This window comes from Longimicrobium terrae, assembly GCF_014202995.1.
GTDB lineage: Bacteria > Gemmatimonadota > Gemmatimonadetes > Longimicrobiales > Longimicrobiaceae > Longimicrobium > Longimicrobium terrae.
Genome location: NZ_JACHIA010000005.1, coordinates 292122 through 307974, shown reverse-complemented (window position 1 = coordinate 307974; position 15853 = coordinate 292122). Strand labels below are relative to the sequence as shown.

Annotated in this window: 17 protein-coding genes; 11 read left to right on the top strand and 6 right to left on the bottom strand. The window is 70.2% G+C overall.

Annotation, left to right across the window (positions count from 1 at the left end):
• Positions 1 to 3: 3 nt before the first annotated feature.
• Positions 4 to 834: an ABC transporter ATP-binding protein gene (locus tag HNQ61_RS11435; protein WP_170034611.1), complete on the top strand. Its 831-nt coding sequence runs from the start codon at positions 4 to 6 to the stop codon at positions 832 to 834.
• 84 nt (positions 835 to 918) lie between these two features.
• On the opposite strand, the gene HNQ61_RS11430 is transcribed toward HNQ61_RS11435, so the two are convergent.
• The 3 genes from HNQ61_RS11430 to HNQ61_RS11420 form a co-directional block, all read right to left on the bottom strand.
• Positions 919 to 1179 (bottom strand): hypothetical protein, encoded by a 261-nt coding sequence (locus HNQ61_RS11430; protein ID WP_170034609.1) that lies wholly within the window; start codon positions 1177 to 1179, stop codon positions 919 to 921.
• The gene (locus HNQ61_RS11425) at positions 1166 to 1459 is read right to left on the bottom strand and encodes a BrnT family toxin (protein WP_170034607.1); all 294 of its coding nucleotides are present in this window, start codon (positions 1457 to 1459) and stop codon (positions 1166 to 1168) included. Before HNQ61_RS11425 ends, HNQ61_RS11430 begins: the two co-directional genes overlap by 14 nt.
• 148 nt (positions 1460 to 1607) lie before the next feature.
• On the bottom strand, positions 1608 to 2633 hold the full coding sequence (locus HNQ61_RS11420) for a hypothetical protein (protein ID WP_170034605.1): 1026 nt from the start codon (positions 2631 to 2633) through the stop codon (positions 1608 to 1610).
• A gap of 89 nt (positions 2634 to 2722) precedes the next feature.
• On the opposite strand from HNQ61_RS11420, the gene HNQ61_RS11415 reads away from it, so the two are divergent.
• Genes HNQ61_RS11415 through HNQ61_RS11405 form a run of 3 tightly spaced genes read left to right on the top strand, consistent with a single transcriptional unit; the run spans position 2723 to position 5089 of the window.
• Positions 2723 to 3286: an RNA polymerase sigma factor gene (locus HNQ61_RS11415; RefSeq protein ID WP_170034604.1), complete on the top strand. Its 564-nt coding sequence runs from the start codon at positions 2723 to 2725 to the stop codon at positions 3284 to 3286.
• Entirely contained in the window at positions 3273 to 3827 is a 555-nt protein-coding gene (locus HNQ61_RS11410; protein WP_170034602.1) for a hypothetical protein, read from the top strand. Before HNQ61_RS11415 ends, HNQ61_RS11410 begins: the two co-directional genes overlap by 14 nt.
• 29 nt (positions 3828 to 3856) lie before the next feature.
• A complete protein-coding gene (locus tag HNQ61_RS11405) occupies positions 3857 to 5089 on the top strand; it encodes a PDZ domain-containing protein (RefSeq protein ID WP_170034600.1) in 1233 nt (410 codons plus the stop codon).
• 680 nt (positions 5090 to 5769) lie between these two features.
• Here the strand turns inward: HNQ61_RS11405 and HNQ61_RS11400 are convergent.
• Positions 5770 to 6171: a hypothetical protein gene (locus HNQ61_RS11400; protein ID WP_170034598.1), complete on the bottom strand. Its 402-nt coding sequence runs from the start codon at positions 6169 to 6171 to the stop codon at positions 5770 to 5772.
• A gap of 130 nt (positions 6172 to 6301) precedes the next feature.
• Between HNQ61_RS11400 and HNQ61_RS11395 the strand changes: the two genes are divergently transcribed.
• On the top strand, positions 6302 to 7462 hold the full coding sequence (locus HNQ61_RS11395) for a DUF2911 domain-containing protein (protein ID WP_170034596.1): 1161 nt from the start codon (positions 6302 to 6304) through the stop codon (positions 7460 to 7462).
• Entirely contained in the window at positions 7459 to 7770 is a 312-nt protein-coding gene (locus HNQ61_RS11390) for a gamma-butyrobetaine hydroxylase-like domain-containing protein (protein ID WP_170034595.1), read from the top strand. Before HNQ61_RS11395 ends, HNQ61_RS11390 begins: the two co-directional genes overlap by 4 nt.
• 110 nt (positions 7771 to 7880) lie before the next feature.
• Here the strand turns inward: HNQ61_RS11390 and HNQ61_RS11385 are convergent, their stop codons facing one another.
• Positions 7881 to 8381, bottom strand: a complete 501-nt coding sequence (locus HNQ61_RS11385) for a hypothetical protein (protein ID WP_170034594.1) — start codon at positions 8379 to 8381, stop codon at positions 7881 to 7883.
• Complete coding sequence (locus HNQ61_RS11380; RefSeq protein WP_170034593.1) at positions 8378 to 9025, bottom strand: hypothetical protein; 648 nt, start codon at positions 9023 to 9025, stop codon at positions 8378 to 8380. Before HNQ61_RS11380 ends, HNQ61_RS11385 begins: the two co-directional genes overlap by 4 nt.
• A 455-nt stretch (positions 9026 to 9480) precedes the next feature.
• On the opposite strand from HNQ61_RS11380, the gene metK reads away from it, so the two are divergent.
• The 5 genes from metK to HNQ61_RS11355 all read left to right on the top strand — a co-directional run bounded on the left by metK (position 9481) and on the right by HNQ61_RS11355 (position 15422).
• Complete coding sequence (gene metK, locus HNQ61_RS11375) at positions 9481 to 10626, top strand: methionine adenosyltransferase (RefSeq protein ID WP_170034591.1); 1146 nt, start codon at positions 9481 to 9483, stop codon at positions 10624 to 10626.
• A gap of 438 nt (positions 10627 to 11064) precedes the next feature.
• Positions 11065 to 12378 carry an O-acetylhomoserine aminocarboxypropyltransferase/cysteine synthase family protein gene (locus tag HNQ61_RS11370; protein WP_170034590.1) on the top strand — a complete coding sequence of 438 codons (1314 nt, stop codon included), beginning with the start codon at positions 11065 to 11067 and terminating at the stop codon, positions 12376 to 12378.
• Entirely contained in the window at positions 12375 to 13145 is a 771-nt protein-coding gene (locus HNQ61_RS11365) for an amino acid kinase family protein (RefSeq protein ID WP_170034588.1), read from the top strand. The genes HNQ61_RS11370 and HNQ61_RS11365 overlap by 4 nt, the downstream gene beginning before the upstream one ends.
• Positions 13142 to 14158 carry an alpha/beta fold hydrolase gene (locus tag HNQ61_RS11360; RefSeq protein WP_170034586.1) on the top strand — a complete coding sequence of 339 codons (1017 nt, stop codon included), beginning with the start codon at positions 13142 to 13144 and terminating at the stop codon, positions 14156 to 14158. Before HNQ61_RS11365 ends, HNQ61_RS11360 begins: the two co-directional genes overlap by 4 nt.
• The gene (locus HNQ61_RS11355; RefSeq protein WP_170034584.1) at positions 14136 to 15422 is read left to right on the top strand and encodes a homoserine dehydrogenase; all 1287 of its coding nucleotides are present in this window, start codon (positions 14136 to 14138) and stop codon (positions 15420 to 15422) included. The genes HNQ61_RS11360 and HNQ61_RS11355 overlap by 23 nt, the downstream gene beginning before the upstream one ends.
• Positions 15423 to 15853: the final 431 nt, after the last annotated feature.

Genomic DNA, 15853 nt, shown 5'->3' with positions numbered 1-15853 from the left:
GCGATGTCGAGCGAATTTCAGTTCGAGCGCACCGGCGTACTGCTGGAGCTGCAGAACGTGAGCGTAACGCGCGGCGGCGTTCCCGTCCTTCGCGACCTGAACGCCACGGTGCGCGACGTGGTGCGGCCGGGGATGTCGCAGGGGCAGGTGGTGGGGCTGCTGGGGCCTTCCGGAATCGGCAAGACCACGCTGTTCCACGTGCTGGCCGGGCTGCTGAAGCCGGATTCCGGGTCGGTGAAGGTGGGTGCGGAGGGAAAGCCGGCCAGCCCCGGCCTCGTGGGCGTGGTGGCGCAGAACTACGTGCTGTTCGAGCACCGTTCCGTGCTGGGCAACCTGGTGATCGCCGCGAAGCAGGCGGGAATGACCGGGGAGCAGGCGCGCGCCGCCTCGCTCAAGTACCTGGAGCGCTTCGGGCTGGCGGCGCACGCGGAAAAGTATCCCATGCAGCTTTCCGGCGGGCAGCGGCAGCGCGTGGCCATCGCGCAGCAGCTGCTGTGCTCGGAGCTGTATCTGGTGATGGACGAGCCGTTTTCCGGGCTGGACGTGATCCAGCAGGAGAACGTGCAGCGGCTGATTCAGGAGGTGAGCCAGACGCACGAGCACAACACGCTCATCCTGGTGACGCACGACGTGTCGGCGGCTGTGGCGGTGTGCGACACCATCTGGCTGATGGGGCGCGAGCGCGACGCGGCGGGGGCCGTCATTCCCGGCGCGCGGATCATGGAAGAGATCGACTTGCTGGAGCGCGACCTGGCGTGGCATCCCGACATCCGCACGCGCCCCGGCTACATCGAACTGGTGAACGAGATCAAGGGCAAGTTCGCCGTCCTGTGATCGTCGTCTGTTGGGATGAACAGCGAGCCCCGGCCGGAGACGCATCTCCGGCCGGGGCTCGTTCTCCATCACCGCAAGCGAGGATCAGTCGCCCGCGCCGCTGCCGAGCGTCTTTGCCTGCGCCGACCGGAGAACCGACGGAACTGCCTCCCCGGGAAAGAACGCGTCGTAGTCCTCTCGAAGTGCCTGACCAACATACAGTTGAAGAAGGCCGTGAAGAGACACGTCGCGCACTTCAGCCACACGCCGCAGCATGGCGAGCGCGTCCAGCGGGACCGACAGTTCAACGGTTTCCGAAGGCCGCGGATGGAACCGCACGATCTCAAATTCCTCAGGATCGCTCATACATTTTCCTTTCCACGCGAGTGGGAGAGCGGGCGGAGATGATCCTGATGCTGCCGCTTCGCTCCACGTAGACGACAAGCAACGAGCGCCCCAGACAGGTCCGCCCCATGTGGAACTGGCGCTCCTCGTCGCCTCTGGATGCGTCACCGCTTCTACCAAGCGGATCGAAGAACACCTCAGCGGCCTCCTCGAATGTCACTCCGTGCTTCTCGGCGTTGCTCCGCGCCTTGTCATCGTGCCAGCGGAAGGTGGCGCCGCGGAGCAGATAGATGGTATCCATGTCCCGACTGTAAGGTCGGGCAGCACACCGAGCAAGCTTAACATAGCGTTTTCCATCGTCTTACGCCACGTTTGCGCATTCTGCATCTGAGCGCGATACAGTTCGCGTCATCGGTGCGACAAAGGGACGCTGCTCCTCCCGCCGCGGGCTACCGCGGCTCGATGCGGAAGCGGTGGACGCGGTTTACGGTGATGACGACGAGGGTGTCGCCCGCGAACTCCAGGTACGTGTGCCCGCTGTCCAGCGGCTGCTGGTGGAGGACGCGGCCGGTCGCGCGGTCGACGAGTACCAGGCGGTCCGCCTCGGCGGTGAAGCCGTAGCCCGCGACGATGTACGGGCCCTGCACCAGCAGCACGTTGTTGGACGTGAGCGGCGGCGTGCGCCACTCCACCGCGCGCCGCACCGGGTCCACGCTCACCAGCGACGAGCACGCGCCGCCCGCCTCGCGCGAGTACGACTGGCACGCCTCGTTGAAGTACAGCCGTCCGTCCGCGTACCGGACGTCCTGGATCTCCAGCCGGTCCGGACGGGAGAGGAACGGATTCAGATCCACATCCCACGTGCGCCCGCCGTCCCCGCCGAAGAGCACGGCGCGGAACCGCGCGTTCGGGCCATCCTCGGCCATGGACAGCGGGTCGCGGTAGAACGCCATCCATCCGCCCTCCGCCGGGTCGGCGATGTACAGTTCCAGCCCGTCCAGCAAGCGCGGCACGTACGCCGGGAGGTTGGCAGGCACGGACTGCCGCAGCCGGTACTCCAGTCCGTTCGGCTTCTCGCGGCCGGTCAGCCCCAGCGCGGCCAGATCGCGCTCCCCGATCGGCTCCGAGCCGAGCGAGCGCAGCTCCGCCGGCGGCGCGGGCCTGAGCTCCACGAGAGGCGGGGCGGCGGGCGGAGAGGGTTGCACCGACGGCTCCTCGACGACGAGCGGCGGCACCTCCGCAACCGGGGCGGGCCCCTGCTCCGGCGGCGGCGCGGACGCGGCGCAGGCGGCCATCATCCCGGCGAGCATCACCGGCGCGACGATCCGCGGCACGATCCCCATCCGCCGGGATCCACCGATCCTCGTCAAGCGAAGGGTTCTGCCGGCCTCCGCGATCGTCATCGGCTCACCGAAACGCATCCATCCGCCCATCCGCCCGAAGTCGTTCATCATCCCCATCCTGTTGATCCGCATCCACTTGCCTCTGCTTACCCGATGACGGGCACGCCAGGTCCGGAAACTCCGTGCAACCATCGTCCCCCGGCGCGCCACTCAGTTGCACCATGAGAGCCGAAGCCCCGGCGGTATCCGACCAGTCCCTTGCGCAGGCGCTGCTGCTACGCGGCGACGAAGGCGCATTTCGCGAACTTTACGCCCGGCACACGCCACGGCTGTTTCAGTTCGTGCTGCGCATCGTGGGCGGCGCCGAGCACGACGCCGAAGACGTGGTGCAGGAAACGTGGATCCGCGCCACGTCGGCGCTCGCCACCTTTCGCTGGGAGGCCGCGTTCGGCACGTGGCTGACGGGAATCGGATTGAACGTCGCGCGCGGGCTGCTTCGCAAGCAGGGGCGGTGGGAGCTGCCCATGGAGGCGGACACGCCCGAGCCCTCGCGGCCGCCCGCCGCGGACGGCGACCGCATCGACATCGAGCGGGCGCTGGCGCTGCTCCCCGTTGGCTATCGAACGGTGCTGGTTCTGTACGACGTGGAGGGATACACCCACGACGAGATCGCGGAGCGGCTGGGCATTGCGTCCGGCACCTCCAAGAGCCAGCTGTCCCACGCACGCAGGGCGCTCCGGCGCATGCTGGAGCCCCGAACGCAGGAAGCCCATGAACACGCCTGATCCGCACGAAGACGAACTGCCGCCCGCCCTGCTGAACGCGCTCCGCGGCCTGCCGCGCGAACGCCAGCCGGGACGACTGCTGGAGGAACGCACCGTTCGCGCCCTGCGCGAGAACGGGCTGGTGCAGGCGGCCGCGCCGCGCGGCATCCGCCGCCTGCCGATGGCGTGGATCGGCGGCGCGGTGGCGGCCTCGCTGGCGCTGTTCGCCAGCGGTGTGGCCGTGGGCCAGTGGATGGGCGGGCGCGCCACGGCCCAGGTGGTAAGCGCCATGGAGGCCCGCAACAGCCAGCAGGCGGCCATGCTGGTGCAGCAGACGGGGACGGCGTACGTGCAGGCGCTGCGGCACTTTGCGGCGATGGACAGCGCCGGCGCGGCGGACCCGCAGGGGCGCGAAGTGGCGGCGCACATGCTTCGCGCGGCCGCCGGGCAGATGGTGCGCATCGCCCCCAACGACGCGGTGGCGGGCGCGGTGATGGCGAGCAATCCCCGAACGGACACAGCCGCCGCCCATCGCGCCAAACAGCAGGTTCTGTGGTTCTGAAACGCACAACGAGCCGCAAGGAGCGGATGATGACGATGAATCGATGGACGTGGCGGGCACCGGTGCTGGCGACGCTGCTGGCCGGCGCACCCGCGCTGGCGCAGGCGGCCCGGTGCGGGCCCAACGAGGTGCGCGAGCCGGACCTGGGCTTCAACAGCCTGTCGTGCGCGGACTGCAGCTTTCGCAGCGAGTCCACCAACGGCGGACGGCTGCGGATGAGCTTCAGCGGCGGCGAGCCGCGCATCGGGGGCGTGCGCGCGGACGGCCCGGCGGAAGGAAAGCTTAGGGACGGCGATGCGCTGGTGGCCATCGACGGGCAGCTGATCACCACGGCGGAGGGCGGCCGCCGCTACTCCGACATCGATTCGGGCGACCGGGTGCGCCTTTCCGTCCGTCGCGGCGGACAGGTGCGGCAGGTGGACGTGGTCGCGGGCTCGCGCTGCCGCCGCCTGCCGGTGCCGCCGCGCCCGCCTGCGCCGCCCCGCGCCCCCGCGCCGCCGCGGGAAGCGGTGGGCCCCACGCCTCCGCGTCCGCCCGCGCCGCCCCGGGCAGGCGGCGCCCCCGCGCCTCCGCGTGCACCCGCGGCTCCGGGCGCTGTACGAGCCCCGGCGCCTCCGCGTGCACCCGCGTCCGCGGGACGTCCTCCCGCGCCTCCCCGCGCCCCCGCCGCGCCGGCTGCTGGACGTGCTCCCACGCCTCCCCGCCCGCCCACGCCTCCGCGCGGGCCGGCCGGACCCGTGGGGCCGCGCCCGCCCGCGCCTCCGGCTCCTCCCGCGCCGCCGCCGCCGCCGGACATCATGCCGGAGGGATGGATGGGGTTCGGCGTGTCGTGCCAGCATTGCTCCATCCGCACGGAAAACGGGCGGACGAGCTTTTCCTTTCGCGACGGGCTGACGGTGACGCGGGTGGAGGAGAATACGCCCGCCGCGCGCGCCGGAATCCGCGGCGGCGACAGGCTGACGCACGTGGACGGCATTCCGCTGGCATCCGAGGCGGGCGGAAACCGGTTCGGCGCGATCCGGCCGGGGCAGGCGGTGCGGCTGTCGTTTACGCGCGGCGGAGTGGCGCGCAACGCCGTGCTGACCGCGCAGAACCGTCCCGACGCCGGCCGCGGCGACGATCCGCAGCGGCTGCGGTTTTCCGGCCGCACGCGCGGCGGCACGGTGGAGGTGCGCGGCGCCCCCGCGAACGTGACGACGGACCCGCGCACGGGGGAAATGGTCATCCGGAGCGCGGATCTTACGGTGCGGATCCAACCGTAGGGGAGACGTGCGTGAGTGCTGGGTGCGTTAGTGCGTGAGTGCGAGGGATGAGAAGCGGCGAGGCGTGCTGACGGTTCGGTGCGAGGGGCGGAGTTCTCGGGCGGGCCCCACCCGGGCCGGCACCACCGGCCCACCCTCCCCCAAAAAGGACTGGGGGAGGGTTGAGGGGCGGCGAGTCCGGAACCGGCAGCCAACCCTGTCGCGCCGGAGGGAATCGTGAGCGAATGAATCCGCCGCTCGAACAGCGGGAAGCCCCAACACGTCGCCCACAGGCGCCGTTCGGGGCTTCAACTACTCGGGGCGTCGCACTCCAGCCTTCTGGCGCACGCGGCCGAGGGTGGCGCGCACCCGGCCAGACCACAGATCGCGGAGGACCAATCCGTGATCGCCCGTACGCAGTTGAAGCCCCGATCGTGGACGCGACAGCGGCCATGAGTCGGGGCTTACCGCTTCTGGAGCGGCGGATTCATTCGCTCAACAGATTCCGCCCACGCACCGATTTCCGCTTCCCGCACCGAACCTGCCGCACCCCCAACCCTCCCCCAGTCTTTTTTGGGGGAGGGTGGGCGAGTAGTACGAGCCCGGGTGGGGGCCGCCCGCAAACTCCGCCCTCCGCACCGAACCATCAGCATTCCTCGAGCTTTCCATCCCTCGCACTCACGCACTAACGCACCCCGCACTCACGCACTCTCTTCTCCCGTGCGCGGCGGCTTCGACACCGGCGTCATGTGCACGGTGGGCGGGCTGCGGTCGCCTTCGGGGCCCACGACGAACTCGTAGTAGTATCCCTGTCCGGAAAGGCGGCCCGCCTCTTCCGCCGCCATCCCCAGCTCCCCCGATCCGCCCACCACGCGGATCTCGTGGCCCGCCTCCACCTCGCGCGCGGTGAACAGCTCCGCCATGTACAGCCCGCCCGGCGACCCCTGCCGCAGCAGCGTTCCGGACGTCTGCTCGATGAACGCCGCCAGCGCATCCATCACCCCGTCCGCGCCCGTGGGCTGGCCGTGCTCGGTCCGCACCAGCGTCGCCACCGGCCGCCCCGCCTCCACGAACTGGATCACCCCGTACGCCATCCCCGTCACCCCCGTCTGAATGTGGACCAGAATGCGGGTGCAACCGCCGGGCCGCCCTTGTCCACCCGCCCCGCGCGCGGCACCTTGCACGCCGCCGGACCCGTGGACTCCGGCGCGACTCCCGTCTCCCGAGGCATTCATGAAGCACTTCTTGAGCACCGCCGCGCTGGCCGTTCTGGCCACGGGCGCCGCCCTCCCCGCCGCCGCGCAGGACCGCGGCGGGTTCGTGGTCCGCCTGGGCCGCGACACCGTGGCGGTGGAACAGTACGAGCGCACCGCCACCCATCTGCGCAGCCAGATGGTGAGCCGCTCGCCCCGCACCGCGCTCCGCACCCTGGACGCCGAACTGCGCCCCGACGGCAGCGTGTCGCGCATGACCGTCACCACGCGGGTGATGAACGATTCCACGCTGCTGCCGCAGGTCATCACCGTGGAACTGCCCGCGGGTGACAGCGCCACCGTGCGCATCGCCCGCGGCGACACAGTGCGCCAGATCCGCGCGTTGGCGCCGGGCGCGTATCCGTACATCAGCGATTCCTACGCATTCGTGGAGCACGCGCTGCACGCGGCGCGCTTCGGCCAGGCGGACTCCGTCGTCGTGCCCATGCTGTCGCCGGGCGCACGGGCGGGAATGCCCGTCATGGTCCGCCGGCTGGGCGCGGACTCGGTGACGTTCACCACCCCCGGCGGCGAGTCGCGCATCCGCGTGGACGGGCGCGGGCGGGTGATGGGCGTCATCAGCCCCAACAGCACGCGGCAGGTGACGGTGGAGCGCGTGGCCTCGATCCCGGTGGAGGCGGTCGCCGCGCGCTTTCTGCAGGCCGAGCGTTCGGGGCGGGCGATGGGGATGCTTTCGCCGCGCGACTCCATCAACGCCACCGTCGGCGGCGCGCAGATGTCGCTTTCCTACGGCCGCCCCGCGCGGCGCGGACGTCAGATCTTCGGCAGCGTGGTGAAGTGGGGCGAGGTGTGGCGCACCGGCGCCAACGAGGCCACCAGCTTCCGCACCAGCCGCGACCTGATGTTCGGCGGCACGCGAGTCCCCGCCGGCGCCTACACGCTGTGGACCATCCCGGGACCGCAGGGCTGGCAGTTGATCATCAACCGCAAGACGGGCGAGTGGGGCACGGAGTACGATGCGTCGCAGGACCTGGCGCGCGTTCCCGTGCAGGCCGCGCGCACGCGGGGCGAGGCGGTGGAGCAGTTCACCATGCGCATCCGGAACGCGCAGAACGGCGGCGCGATCGTGATGTCGTGGGATGACACCGAGGTGACCGCCCCGTTCACCGTGGCGCCGTGAGGACGGACGAGAACACGCCGGTCGAGGTCGGGCCGACGGAGGATGGATCGGAACTGCGCATCCGCTGGAAGGACGGCGGCGTGTCCGATTATCCGCCGCGCTACCTTCGCCTGTGCTGCCCCTGCGCCGGCTGCGTGGAGGAGATGACGGGCCGCCCGCTGCTGAACCCCGCCGCGGTGCCCATGGACGTGCATCCCAACTCGGTGGAGTACGTGGGCGACTACGCGCTGCGGTTCGAGTGGAGCGACGGCCACAACACCGGCATCTACCCGTTCGACTACCTGCGCGACATCTCGCTCAGCACCTGACTGTTACGTAGGTGGATGATGAACGAAGCGCGTGCGTCCGGTCTCCGTGCGCACGCGCTTCGTTTCATGCGTGAATCCGCATAGCCGGCGAAGTTCGCCGATGCGCGGAATCATGGGTCTGGATCGCAGTGCTGAATGTGCTGGCCGTCGTCGTTGGTGTAGTTGTAGCAGGAATAGCGCACGCCGCCGACGTACAGATAGTCCGTGTCGGTCGGCTGTTCTGGCACGCCTCCCGTGCCGCCGTTCCGAGGCGGGCCGTAGTACTCGATCACGGGAGAAACGATCAGAAATATTCCGGTCTCGTTCCAGTAGCAGTCTGGTTTGGACAGGTAGAAGAACCCGGCCATCTCAATGCCGCCCATTCCACCAAGATTGTGGGCCACGAAGCGGTAACGGGTCCAGAAGACCAGGTCCTGCTCAACGATTCCTTCTCCCCGAAAGAACTCGCCGTTGTGGTTGGCCACCATCCCCACCCTGGCGGGACACAGCCCATCGCCGTCCGGTCCCTGATAGTTCTGGGCCTGCAACTCGGCGGCGCACAGAACCGCGACCAGCAGCACCGCCCCACGAGCCGCCAATGCGGCCGCGCCCACCCGGGCCGCGGTGCTCACGGGACCGGGGCGAGCACGGTTACTCTCCCCACGCCCGGCACCAGCACATCACCGGCGGACGGTGCCTCGCGCAGACGGGCGGCAAACGCGCTGGAACCTCTCGACAGGTTCTGCATCGACAGGCGGGGCTCCTCCGCGCCGCTTTCATTGAAGATCCGCTGATCGCGAGTCACGAACATGATTCGTCTGCCCGTGATCGACGGGTTCGCGATCTCGTCCCGGCGCAGCGCGAGGTCGGCGAGGATGAACGATTCATCATCCAGGCTTTCCCTGGAGAAAATCAGCATCCGGCTCCCTCGTCCGGCAGGGTCGCGGACGAGCACGGCCACCGCACCGGAAAGCAGCGCCTCGTCCGTCAGCGCAATCGCGACGGGAACGGTCCTCCACTGCTGCGACCGCGCCGCGGCCTCGCCCGCCATGCGGTCCGCGATCCGGGCGTGCACGGCGCCGGCGCTCTCCCGGATGGCGGGGTCCACTTCCCCGGGTCCGATATAGCGCACACCCGGGCCGGCTTCGCGCCCGGTTTCAGCCGCGTCGCTCATGGTTCTGCTCACGGTGACGGGAGGGATCGTGGTCTGCACCGGACGCGGCTCGCATGCGGACGCCACCAGCAGAACGGCAACCAGATACCAGCTTTTCTTCATGGACGGATGCTCCGCTGGAGAGTGAGAACAGCCAGCCCAACCGGAATCCACGGTAATCGCCCGGACACCACCGCGCAACACCTTTGTACCCGAAATGATCTGAGTCCTTTTGGATATTACCCCTACAGCGGCGTATCCCCGTGCCCTGGCCTCGCGGACTGTTCCCGCCGTAACGCGGTCCTACTTGCGCGCGGAGCGGAGCGCCATTATCATCTTGGCCGTACCCTCACGGGTGCCGCGGCGAGTTGCAGCGATTGCTCCGCGTTATAAATGTGCTAAAGCGCTCGGTAGCCCCGGCGCGTTTTGCGTTGGGGCTTTTTTGCGCGCCTTGCCCCCGGGACGGCGCGCACCAGGGCGGGAACTGCAAGGCGGATCATCCGCCGTCGACGACTCGGGCTGCTTCATCCGGCGGCCTCTGCATCCTTTTTGATCACCGTACCACCGCAGGAGCACCGATGAGCACCGTGCTGACTTCCACGGACGCGCCGGCCACCGTGACGTACACGTTCACCTCCGAGTCGGTGAGCGAAGGGCACCCGGACAAGGTCTGCGACTACATCGCCGACAGCATTCTGGACGCCCACCTGCAGCAGGACCTGGCCAGCCGCGTGGCGTGCGAAGTTCTCGTCAAGGAGGACCACGTGGTGCTCGCCGGCGAAATCACCAGCAACGCCAAGGTCGATTTCGAGGCCGTCGTCCGCCAGGCCATCCGCGAGATCGGCTACACGGACGCGGACCAGCCCTTCCATGCCGACACGGTGAAGATCGTGAGCCTGCTTTCCGCGCAGGCCGCCGAGATCGCCCAGGGCGTGGACGAGGACACCAGCGAGAGCGGCGAGCAGGGCGCGGGCGACCAGGGCATCATGTTCGGCTACGCGACGAACGAGACGCCGGAGCTGATGCCGCTGCCCATTCTGCTTTCGCACCGCCTGTCCCGCATTCTGGCCCAGCACCGCAAGGCCGGCACGGTCAGCTGGCTGCGCCCGGACAGCAAGACGCAGGTGTCCGTGGTGTACGAAGGCAACACGCCGGTCGCCGTGACGGACGTGCTGATCAGCACGCAGCACTCGGCCGACGTGAGCCGCGAAGAGATCCGCCACTTCGTGGTGACCACCGTCATTCCCGAGGCGCTGGGCAGCTGGTACCACGACGACGTGCGGGTGATGGTGAACCCCACCGGCAGCTTCGTGCAGGGCGGCCCGTCGGCCGACGCCGGCGTGACCGGCCGCAAGATCATCGTCGACACGTACGGCGGCATGGGACGCCACGGCGGCGGCGCGTTCAGCGGCAAGGATCCCAGCAAGGTGGACCGCAGCGGCGCGTACTTCTGCCGCTTCGTGGCCCGCGAGATCGTCAAGGCGGGGCTGGCCCAGCGCGCCGAGGTGCAGGTGGCGTACGCCATCGGCGTGGCGCAGCCGGTGTCGGTGAAGGTGGACACGTTCGGCACCGGCGACGCGCGCGCCGCGGCCGAGTACGTGCGCGAGAACTTCGACTTCCGCCCGGCGGCCATCATCGAGCGGCTGGAACTGCTGCAGCCCATCTACCGCCAGACCACCAACTACGGCCACTTCGGCAAGTCCGAGCTGCCCTGGGAGCGGTAGGCAGGCATTCCACGTTGGTGGTCTCGATGATGGGCGCGGGCCGCTGACTCTGGAACTGCATCTCACGCGGAGGTCGCGGAGGTACGCGGAGGTACGCGGGGGAGTATCGTGCAGGGCCCGTGATCACGCGGGTTGACAGGGCCCGGAGCTCCGGGCCATAGTAGAACCAGCGGGCGGAATCATCCGCCCACCACAGACGAGCAGAACACGACGATGGCGATCCGCGCCGCTTCCCTGATGTGCATGTGCATGATGTGTCAGTGCGTCCTCCCCACGGGAGAGACGGACGGGCGCGCACGTGCACGCAGGTCGCACGGATAGCGCGAACGGATCGCCGGAGCCAGCCTCCGCCAATCTGAACCCCGCCCGGCCCTCTCCCCACGGAGAGGGCCGGGCTTTTTTTCGTCCATCGCATCACCACGCCAGGAGCACCGAATCATGAGCATCATCAGCGAAACCGAACGCAAGCTGGGCCTGGGCACCCGCGCCGTGCACTCCGCGCAGGAACTGGCCGATCCCGCCACGAACGCGCGCGCCGTGCCGATCTACGCGACGACGTCGTACGTGTTCAACAGCCCGGACCACGCGGCCAGCCTCTTTGGCCTCAAGGAGTTCGGCAACATCTACACGCGCATCATGAACCCCACCACCGACGTGTTCGAGCGCCGCATCGCGGAACTCGAGGGCGGCGTGGCGGCGGTGGCCACCAGCAGCGGCCAGAGCGCGCAGACGCTGGCCCTGCTCAACCTGGCGCAGGCCGGCGACAGCATCGTCGCCTCATCCGCGCTGTACGGCGGCACCTTTACGCTCCTCAAGTACACGCTTGGGCGGCTGGGCATCACCACGCGCTTCGTGGATGGAAACGATCCGCAGGCGTTCGCCGACGCCATCGACGAGACCACGAAAGCGGTCTACGTGGAGACCATCGGCAACCCCAAGCTGGAGGTCCCCGACTTTCGCGCCATCGCCGACGTGGCGCACGCGGCCGGCGTTCCGCTGGTGGTAGACAACACCTTCGGCACGCCCTTCCTGGCCCGCCCGCTGGAGCACGGCGCGGACGTCGTGGTCCACTCCGCCACCAAGTGGATCGGCGGGCACGGAACGGCCATCGGCGGCGTGGTGATTGACGGCGGGACGTTCGACTACGCCGCCAGCGAGCGGTTCCGCGGGTTCTACGTCGATCCGGAACCCGCCTACCACGGCCTCAGCTTCGCGCCCACGTTCGGCAACATCGCCTACGCCATCCGCCTGCGCGTGCTGCTGCTGCGCGACATCGGCGCGGCGGTGTCGCCCTTCAACTCCTTCCTCTTCCTCCAGGGGCTGGAGACGCTGCATCTCCGAATCCGCCGTCACAGCGACAACGCGCTCGCCGTCGCCCGCTTTCTGGAGGGGCACCCGGCGGTGACGTGGGTCAGCTATCCCGGGCTGGAAAGCCACCCCACGCACGAGACGGCGAAGAAGTACCTGGATGGCGGATTCGGTGGGGTGCTGACCTTTGGCGTGCTGGGCGGGGAGGACGCGGCCAAGAAGGTGATCGAGGCCAGCAAGCTCTTTTCCCTCGTGGCCAACGTGGGTGACGCCAAGAGCCTGATCATCCACCCCTGGAGCACCACGCACGAGCAGCTGGAGCCGGTGGAGCGCGAGGCAGCGGGGGTGACGGCGGACCTGATCCGTTTGTCCGTGGGCATCGAGGACGAGGTGGACCTGATCGCGGATCTGGATGCGGCCCTGCGCGCCGCCGTCGGCTTGTGAGCGGGCGGATCATCGTCCTGAAGTTCGGCGGCACGTCGCTCGGCTCGGCCGGGCGCGTGCGCCGGGCGGCGGCGCGCATCGCGGCGCACGTGTCGCGCGGACGGCGGCCCGTGGTGGTCGTGAGCGCGGCGGGGCGGACGACGGACCTGCTGGTCCGCCGGCTGTCCGCCGTCGCTCCCGGCGGGCGGCCGGACGCGCGCGAGGCGGATCGCGCGCTCGCCACGGGCGAGGACCTGAGCGCGGCGCTGCTGGCCGCGGCGCTGGCGGGGCTCGGCGTCCCCGCGCGCAGCCTGCGCGGCGGTGAGGCGGGGGTGCGCGCCGCAGGCGAGTTCTGCGGCGGCCGCATCGAGCGGGTCGATGAGGGACCGCTCCTCGCCCTCCTGGAATCCGGCGTCGTCCCCGTGGTCAGCGGCTTTCAGGGCGCGCGGGCGGATGGGGAAACGCTGACGCTGGGGCGCGGCGGATCAGACACGTCCGCGGTCGCGATCGCGGCGGCGCTGGGCGCGGAGTGCCACATCATCACCGACGTTTCCGCGGTGCACGACCAGGATCCGCGGACGGATGCGGATGCCCGCGCGCTGGCGGAAATCGATCCGCTCGCCCTCGTCGTTCTCGCCGAGGCGGGGGCGCGTGTCGTCCATCCCGAAGCCGCGCGCCGGGCGCTGGCGGACCGCGTTCCGTTGCGCGTCTACGCGTGGTGGGCGCCGCTTTCCGGCCGCGGGGGAACCCGAATCCGCCCCGCCGCCGCGCTTTCGGAGGCCGCGTGACCGATCGCCAGCTTCGCACGCAGCACGTTCCCGAGTTCACGCTGGAAAGCGGCGAGGTCCTGCGCGACGTGCGGCAGGCGTACCACCTGGACGGCGAGTTGAACGCCGCGCGCGACAACCTGGTCCTCGTGATCCACGCACTCACCGGCTCCGCCGACGCCGCGGGCGACTGGTGGCGCGGAACCATCGGCCCCGGGCTGCCCATCGACACGGACCGGTACGCCGTGCTGTGTACCAACCTGCTCGGCTCCTGCTACGGAACCACGGGTCCGTCCGAGCCGGGCAGGGAGGCGCTTCCGCGCGTCACCACGCGCGATCAGGCGCGGCTGATCCATCGATTGATCGAAGAACTGGGGATCGGCTCCGTCGCGCTCGTCGCCGGCGGGTCGCTGGGCGGAATGGTGGCGCTGGAGTGGATGGCGGAACACCCGTCGATCCCGCGCGCCGCAGTCATCTTTGCCGCGCCGGCCGCGCACACGGCATCCGCCATCGCGTGGAATCACATCCAGCGGCAGGCGATTGCGGCGGGCGGCGAGCGCGGGCTGGAGATCGCCCGGATGATCGGGATGATGACGTACCGCACGGCGGAGGAGCAGGAGATCCGCTTTGCGCGCGGGACGGAGGAGGACGGGCGCTGGTCCATCGCCTCGTACCTGGAGCACCACGGACGCAAGCTGCGCGGCCGCTTTGACATCGGCAGCTACGTGGCGCTGACGCACGCGATGGACTCGCACGACGTGGGGCGCGGCCGTGGCGGAATTCGCGCGGCGCTCCATCCGCTTGCGGACAGGCTCGTGGGCGTCGGCATCCCCGGCGACCTGCTGTACGGCGCCGCGGACGTGCGGGCGTGGACGAATGCGTCCGGCGCCGCGTACCGCGAGATCCACTCGATCCACGGGCATGACGCCTTTCTGCTGGAACCGGAGCAGGCCGGGCGCATTCTGGCCGACGCACTCGCAGGCGCACACGCGCCGCCCAAGGAGCAAGACGATGAGCACCCTGCTGGAGATTGACGGCGCGCCGGTCCGTTTGACGCCACCGCCGCGCGAACCGCGGACGCTGCGCGTGGCGCTGGCCGGCTGCGGCACCGTGGGCGGCGAGCTGGTGCGCCTGCTTCACCAGGGCGCAGGGGAGATCCGGGCGCGGCACGGCGTGCGGGTGCGGCTGGTCCGCGTCCTGGTGGCCCACGCGGGCCGGCCCCGTCCATCGGAGCTGGACCCCGCGCTGCTGACCACGGACCTGGACGCGTTTCTGGCGGAGGACGCGGACGTCGTCGTCGAGGCGATCGGCGGGCTGGATCCCGCGCTGCGCATCGCGCGGACGACGCTGGGCCGCGGGCGGCGGCTGGTGACGGCAAACAAGGCGCTGATCGCCGCGCACGGGCCGGAACTGGCGGAGCTGGCGCGCCGGCACCGCACGCGCATCGACTTCGAGAGCGCCGTCGCGGGCGGAATTCCCGTCATTCGCGCGCTCCGCGACTCACTGGGGCTTACGGGGATCGCGCGCATCCGCGGCGTGCTGAACGGGACCACCAACTTCATCCTCACCCGGCTGGACGAGGGATGGCGGTACGCGGATGCCCTGGCGGACGCGCAGGCGCGCGGATTCGCGGAGGCCAACCCCGCGCGCGACCTGTCCGGCGAGGACGCGGCGGACAAGCTGCGCATCCTGGGATGGCTGGCGTTCGGCATCCGCCCCGACGCGCTGGTCCTGCGCCGCCGCGGCATCGACCCCGACCCGGAGCGGCTGGCGGCCGACGCGCGGCTGCTGGGCGGCGCGCCGCGCCTCGTCGCCGAAGCGGTGCAGACGGAGGCGGGCGTGGTGGCGGCGGTGGAGCCGGTGATCGTTCCCTCCGCCGGTGCGCTGGGCCGCACGCGCGGCGAGGAGAACGTGGTGGTGATCGAGAGCCGGGCCAACGGCGGCGTGGCGCTCAGCGGCCCCGGCGCGGGCGGATCACCGACGGCGAGTTCGCTGCTGGCGGATCTGGTGCGGGGCGCCGGCCGCCTTCCCCGCCCCGCCCCGGTCGCGCCCCTCTCCGTTGCCGACACGCGCGAGCACCGCTGGGCGCTCAGCGTCGCGCGCACGCAGGCGGCCGGAGGCATCCTGGAGCGCACGCTGAGCCGGGCGGGGATCGTGTCCACCGCCGTGCTGGCGGACGGGGACCGGCGGGTGGCCGTCACCGGGCCGGTGGGCTGGCAGCGGGTGGACCTGGCGCTGCGGGCGCTCAGTGCGGAGCGGCTGGCCCCGGTCGTCTCGCGCGTGGAGGTGCCGGTGTGACGCGTCAGCCGGGTACACGAGCGATGACGGGGGCCGATTGTGTGCGGCTTGGCGAGCCGGTTCGCGCGGAGCGGGTCGCCGCCCCGGGCCGGGATGAAAACCAACGTGTTCCCCACCCGCCAACTCAGAGGAAAGTCACGAACTCCGGGAGCAGCGAGCCCGCCTGGTTTCCTCTCCACTTGCACCGCCACGGCCCGGGCTGGTTGTCGAACCGGGATGAACCCGCCCCGTACCGCCGGAGTACTGCAGCGTAGATACTGGCAGAGTCACTCGGAGACCGGGTCCGCCGAAAGAGAGATCTCCAGTGACAGCCTTGGCCTCGGCTCACTGAACAGCCTCAACCTCGAAGTTTGCCCGTCCGGCTCCGGACAACAACGAAAAGACCAGCAACATCGCATCCCGCAACCGAGCCTTTTACTGCTTTGTTATCG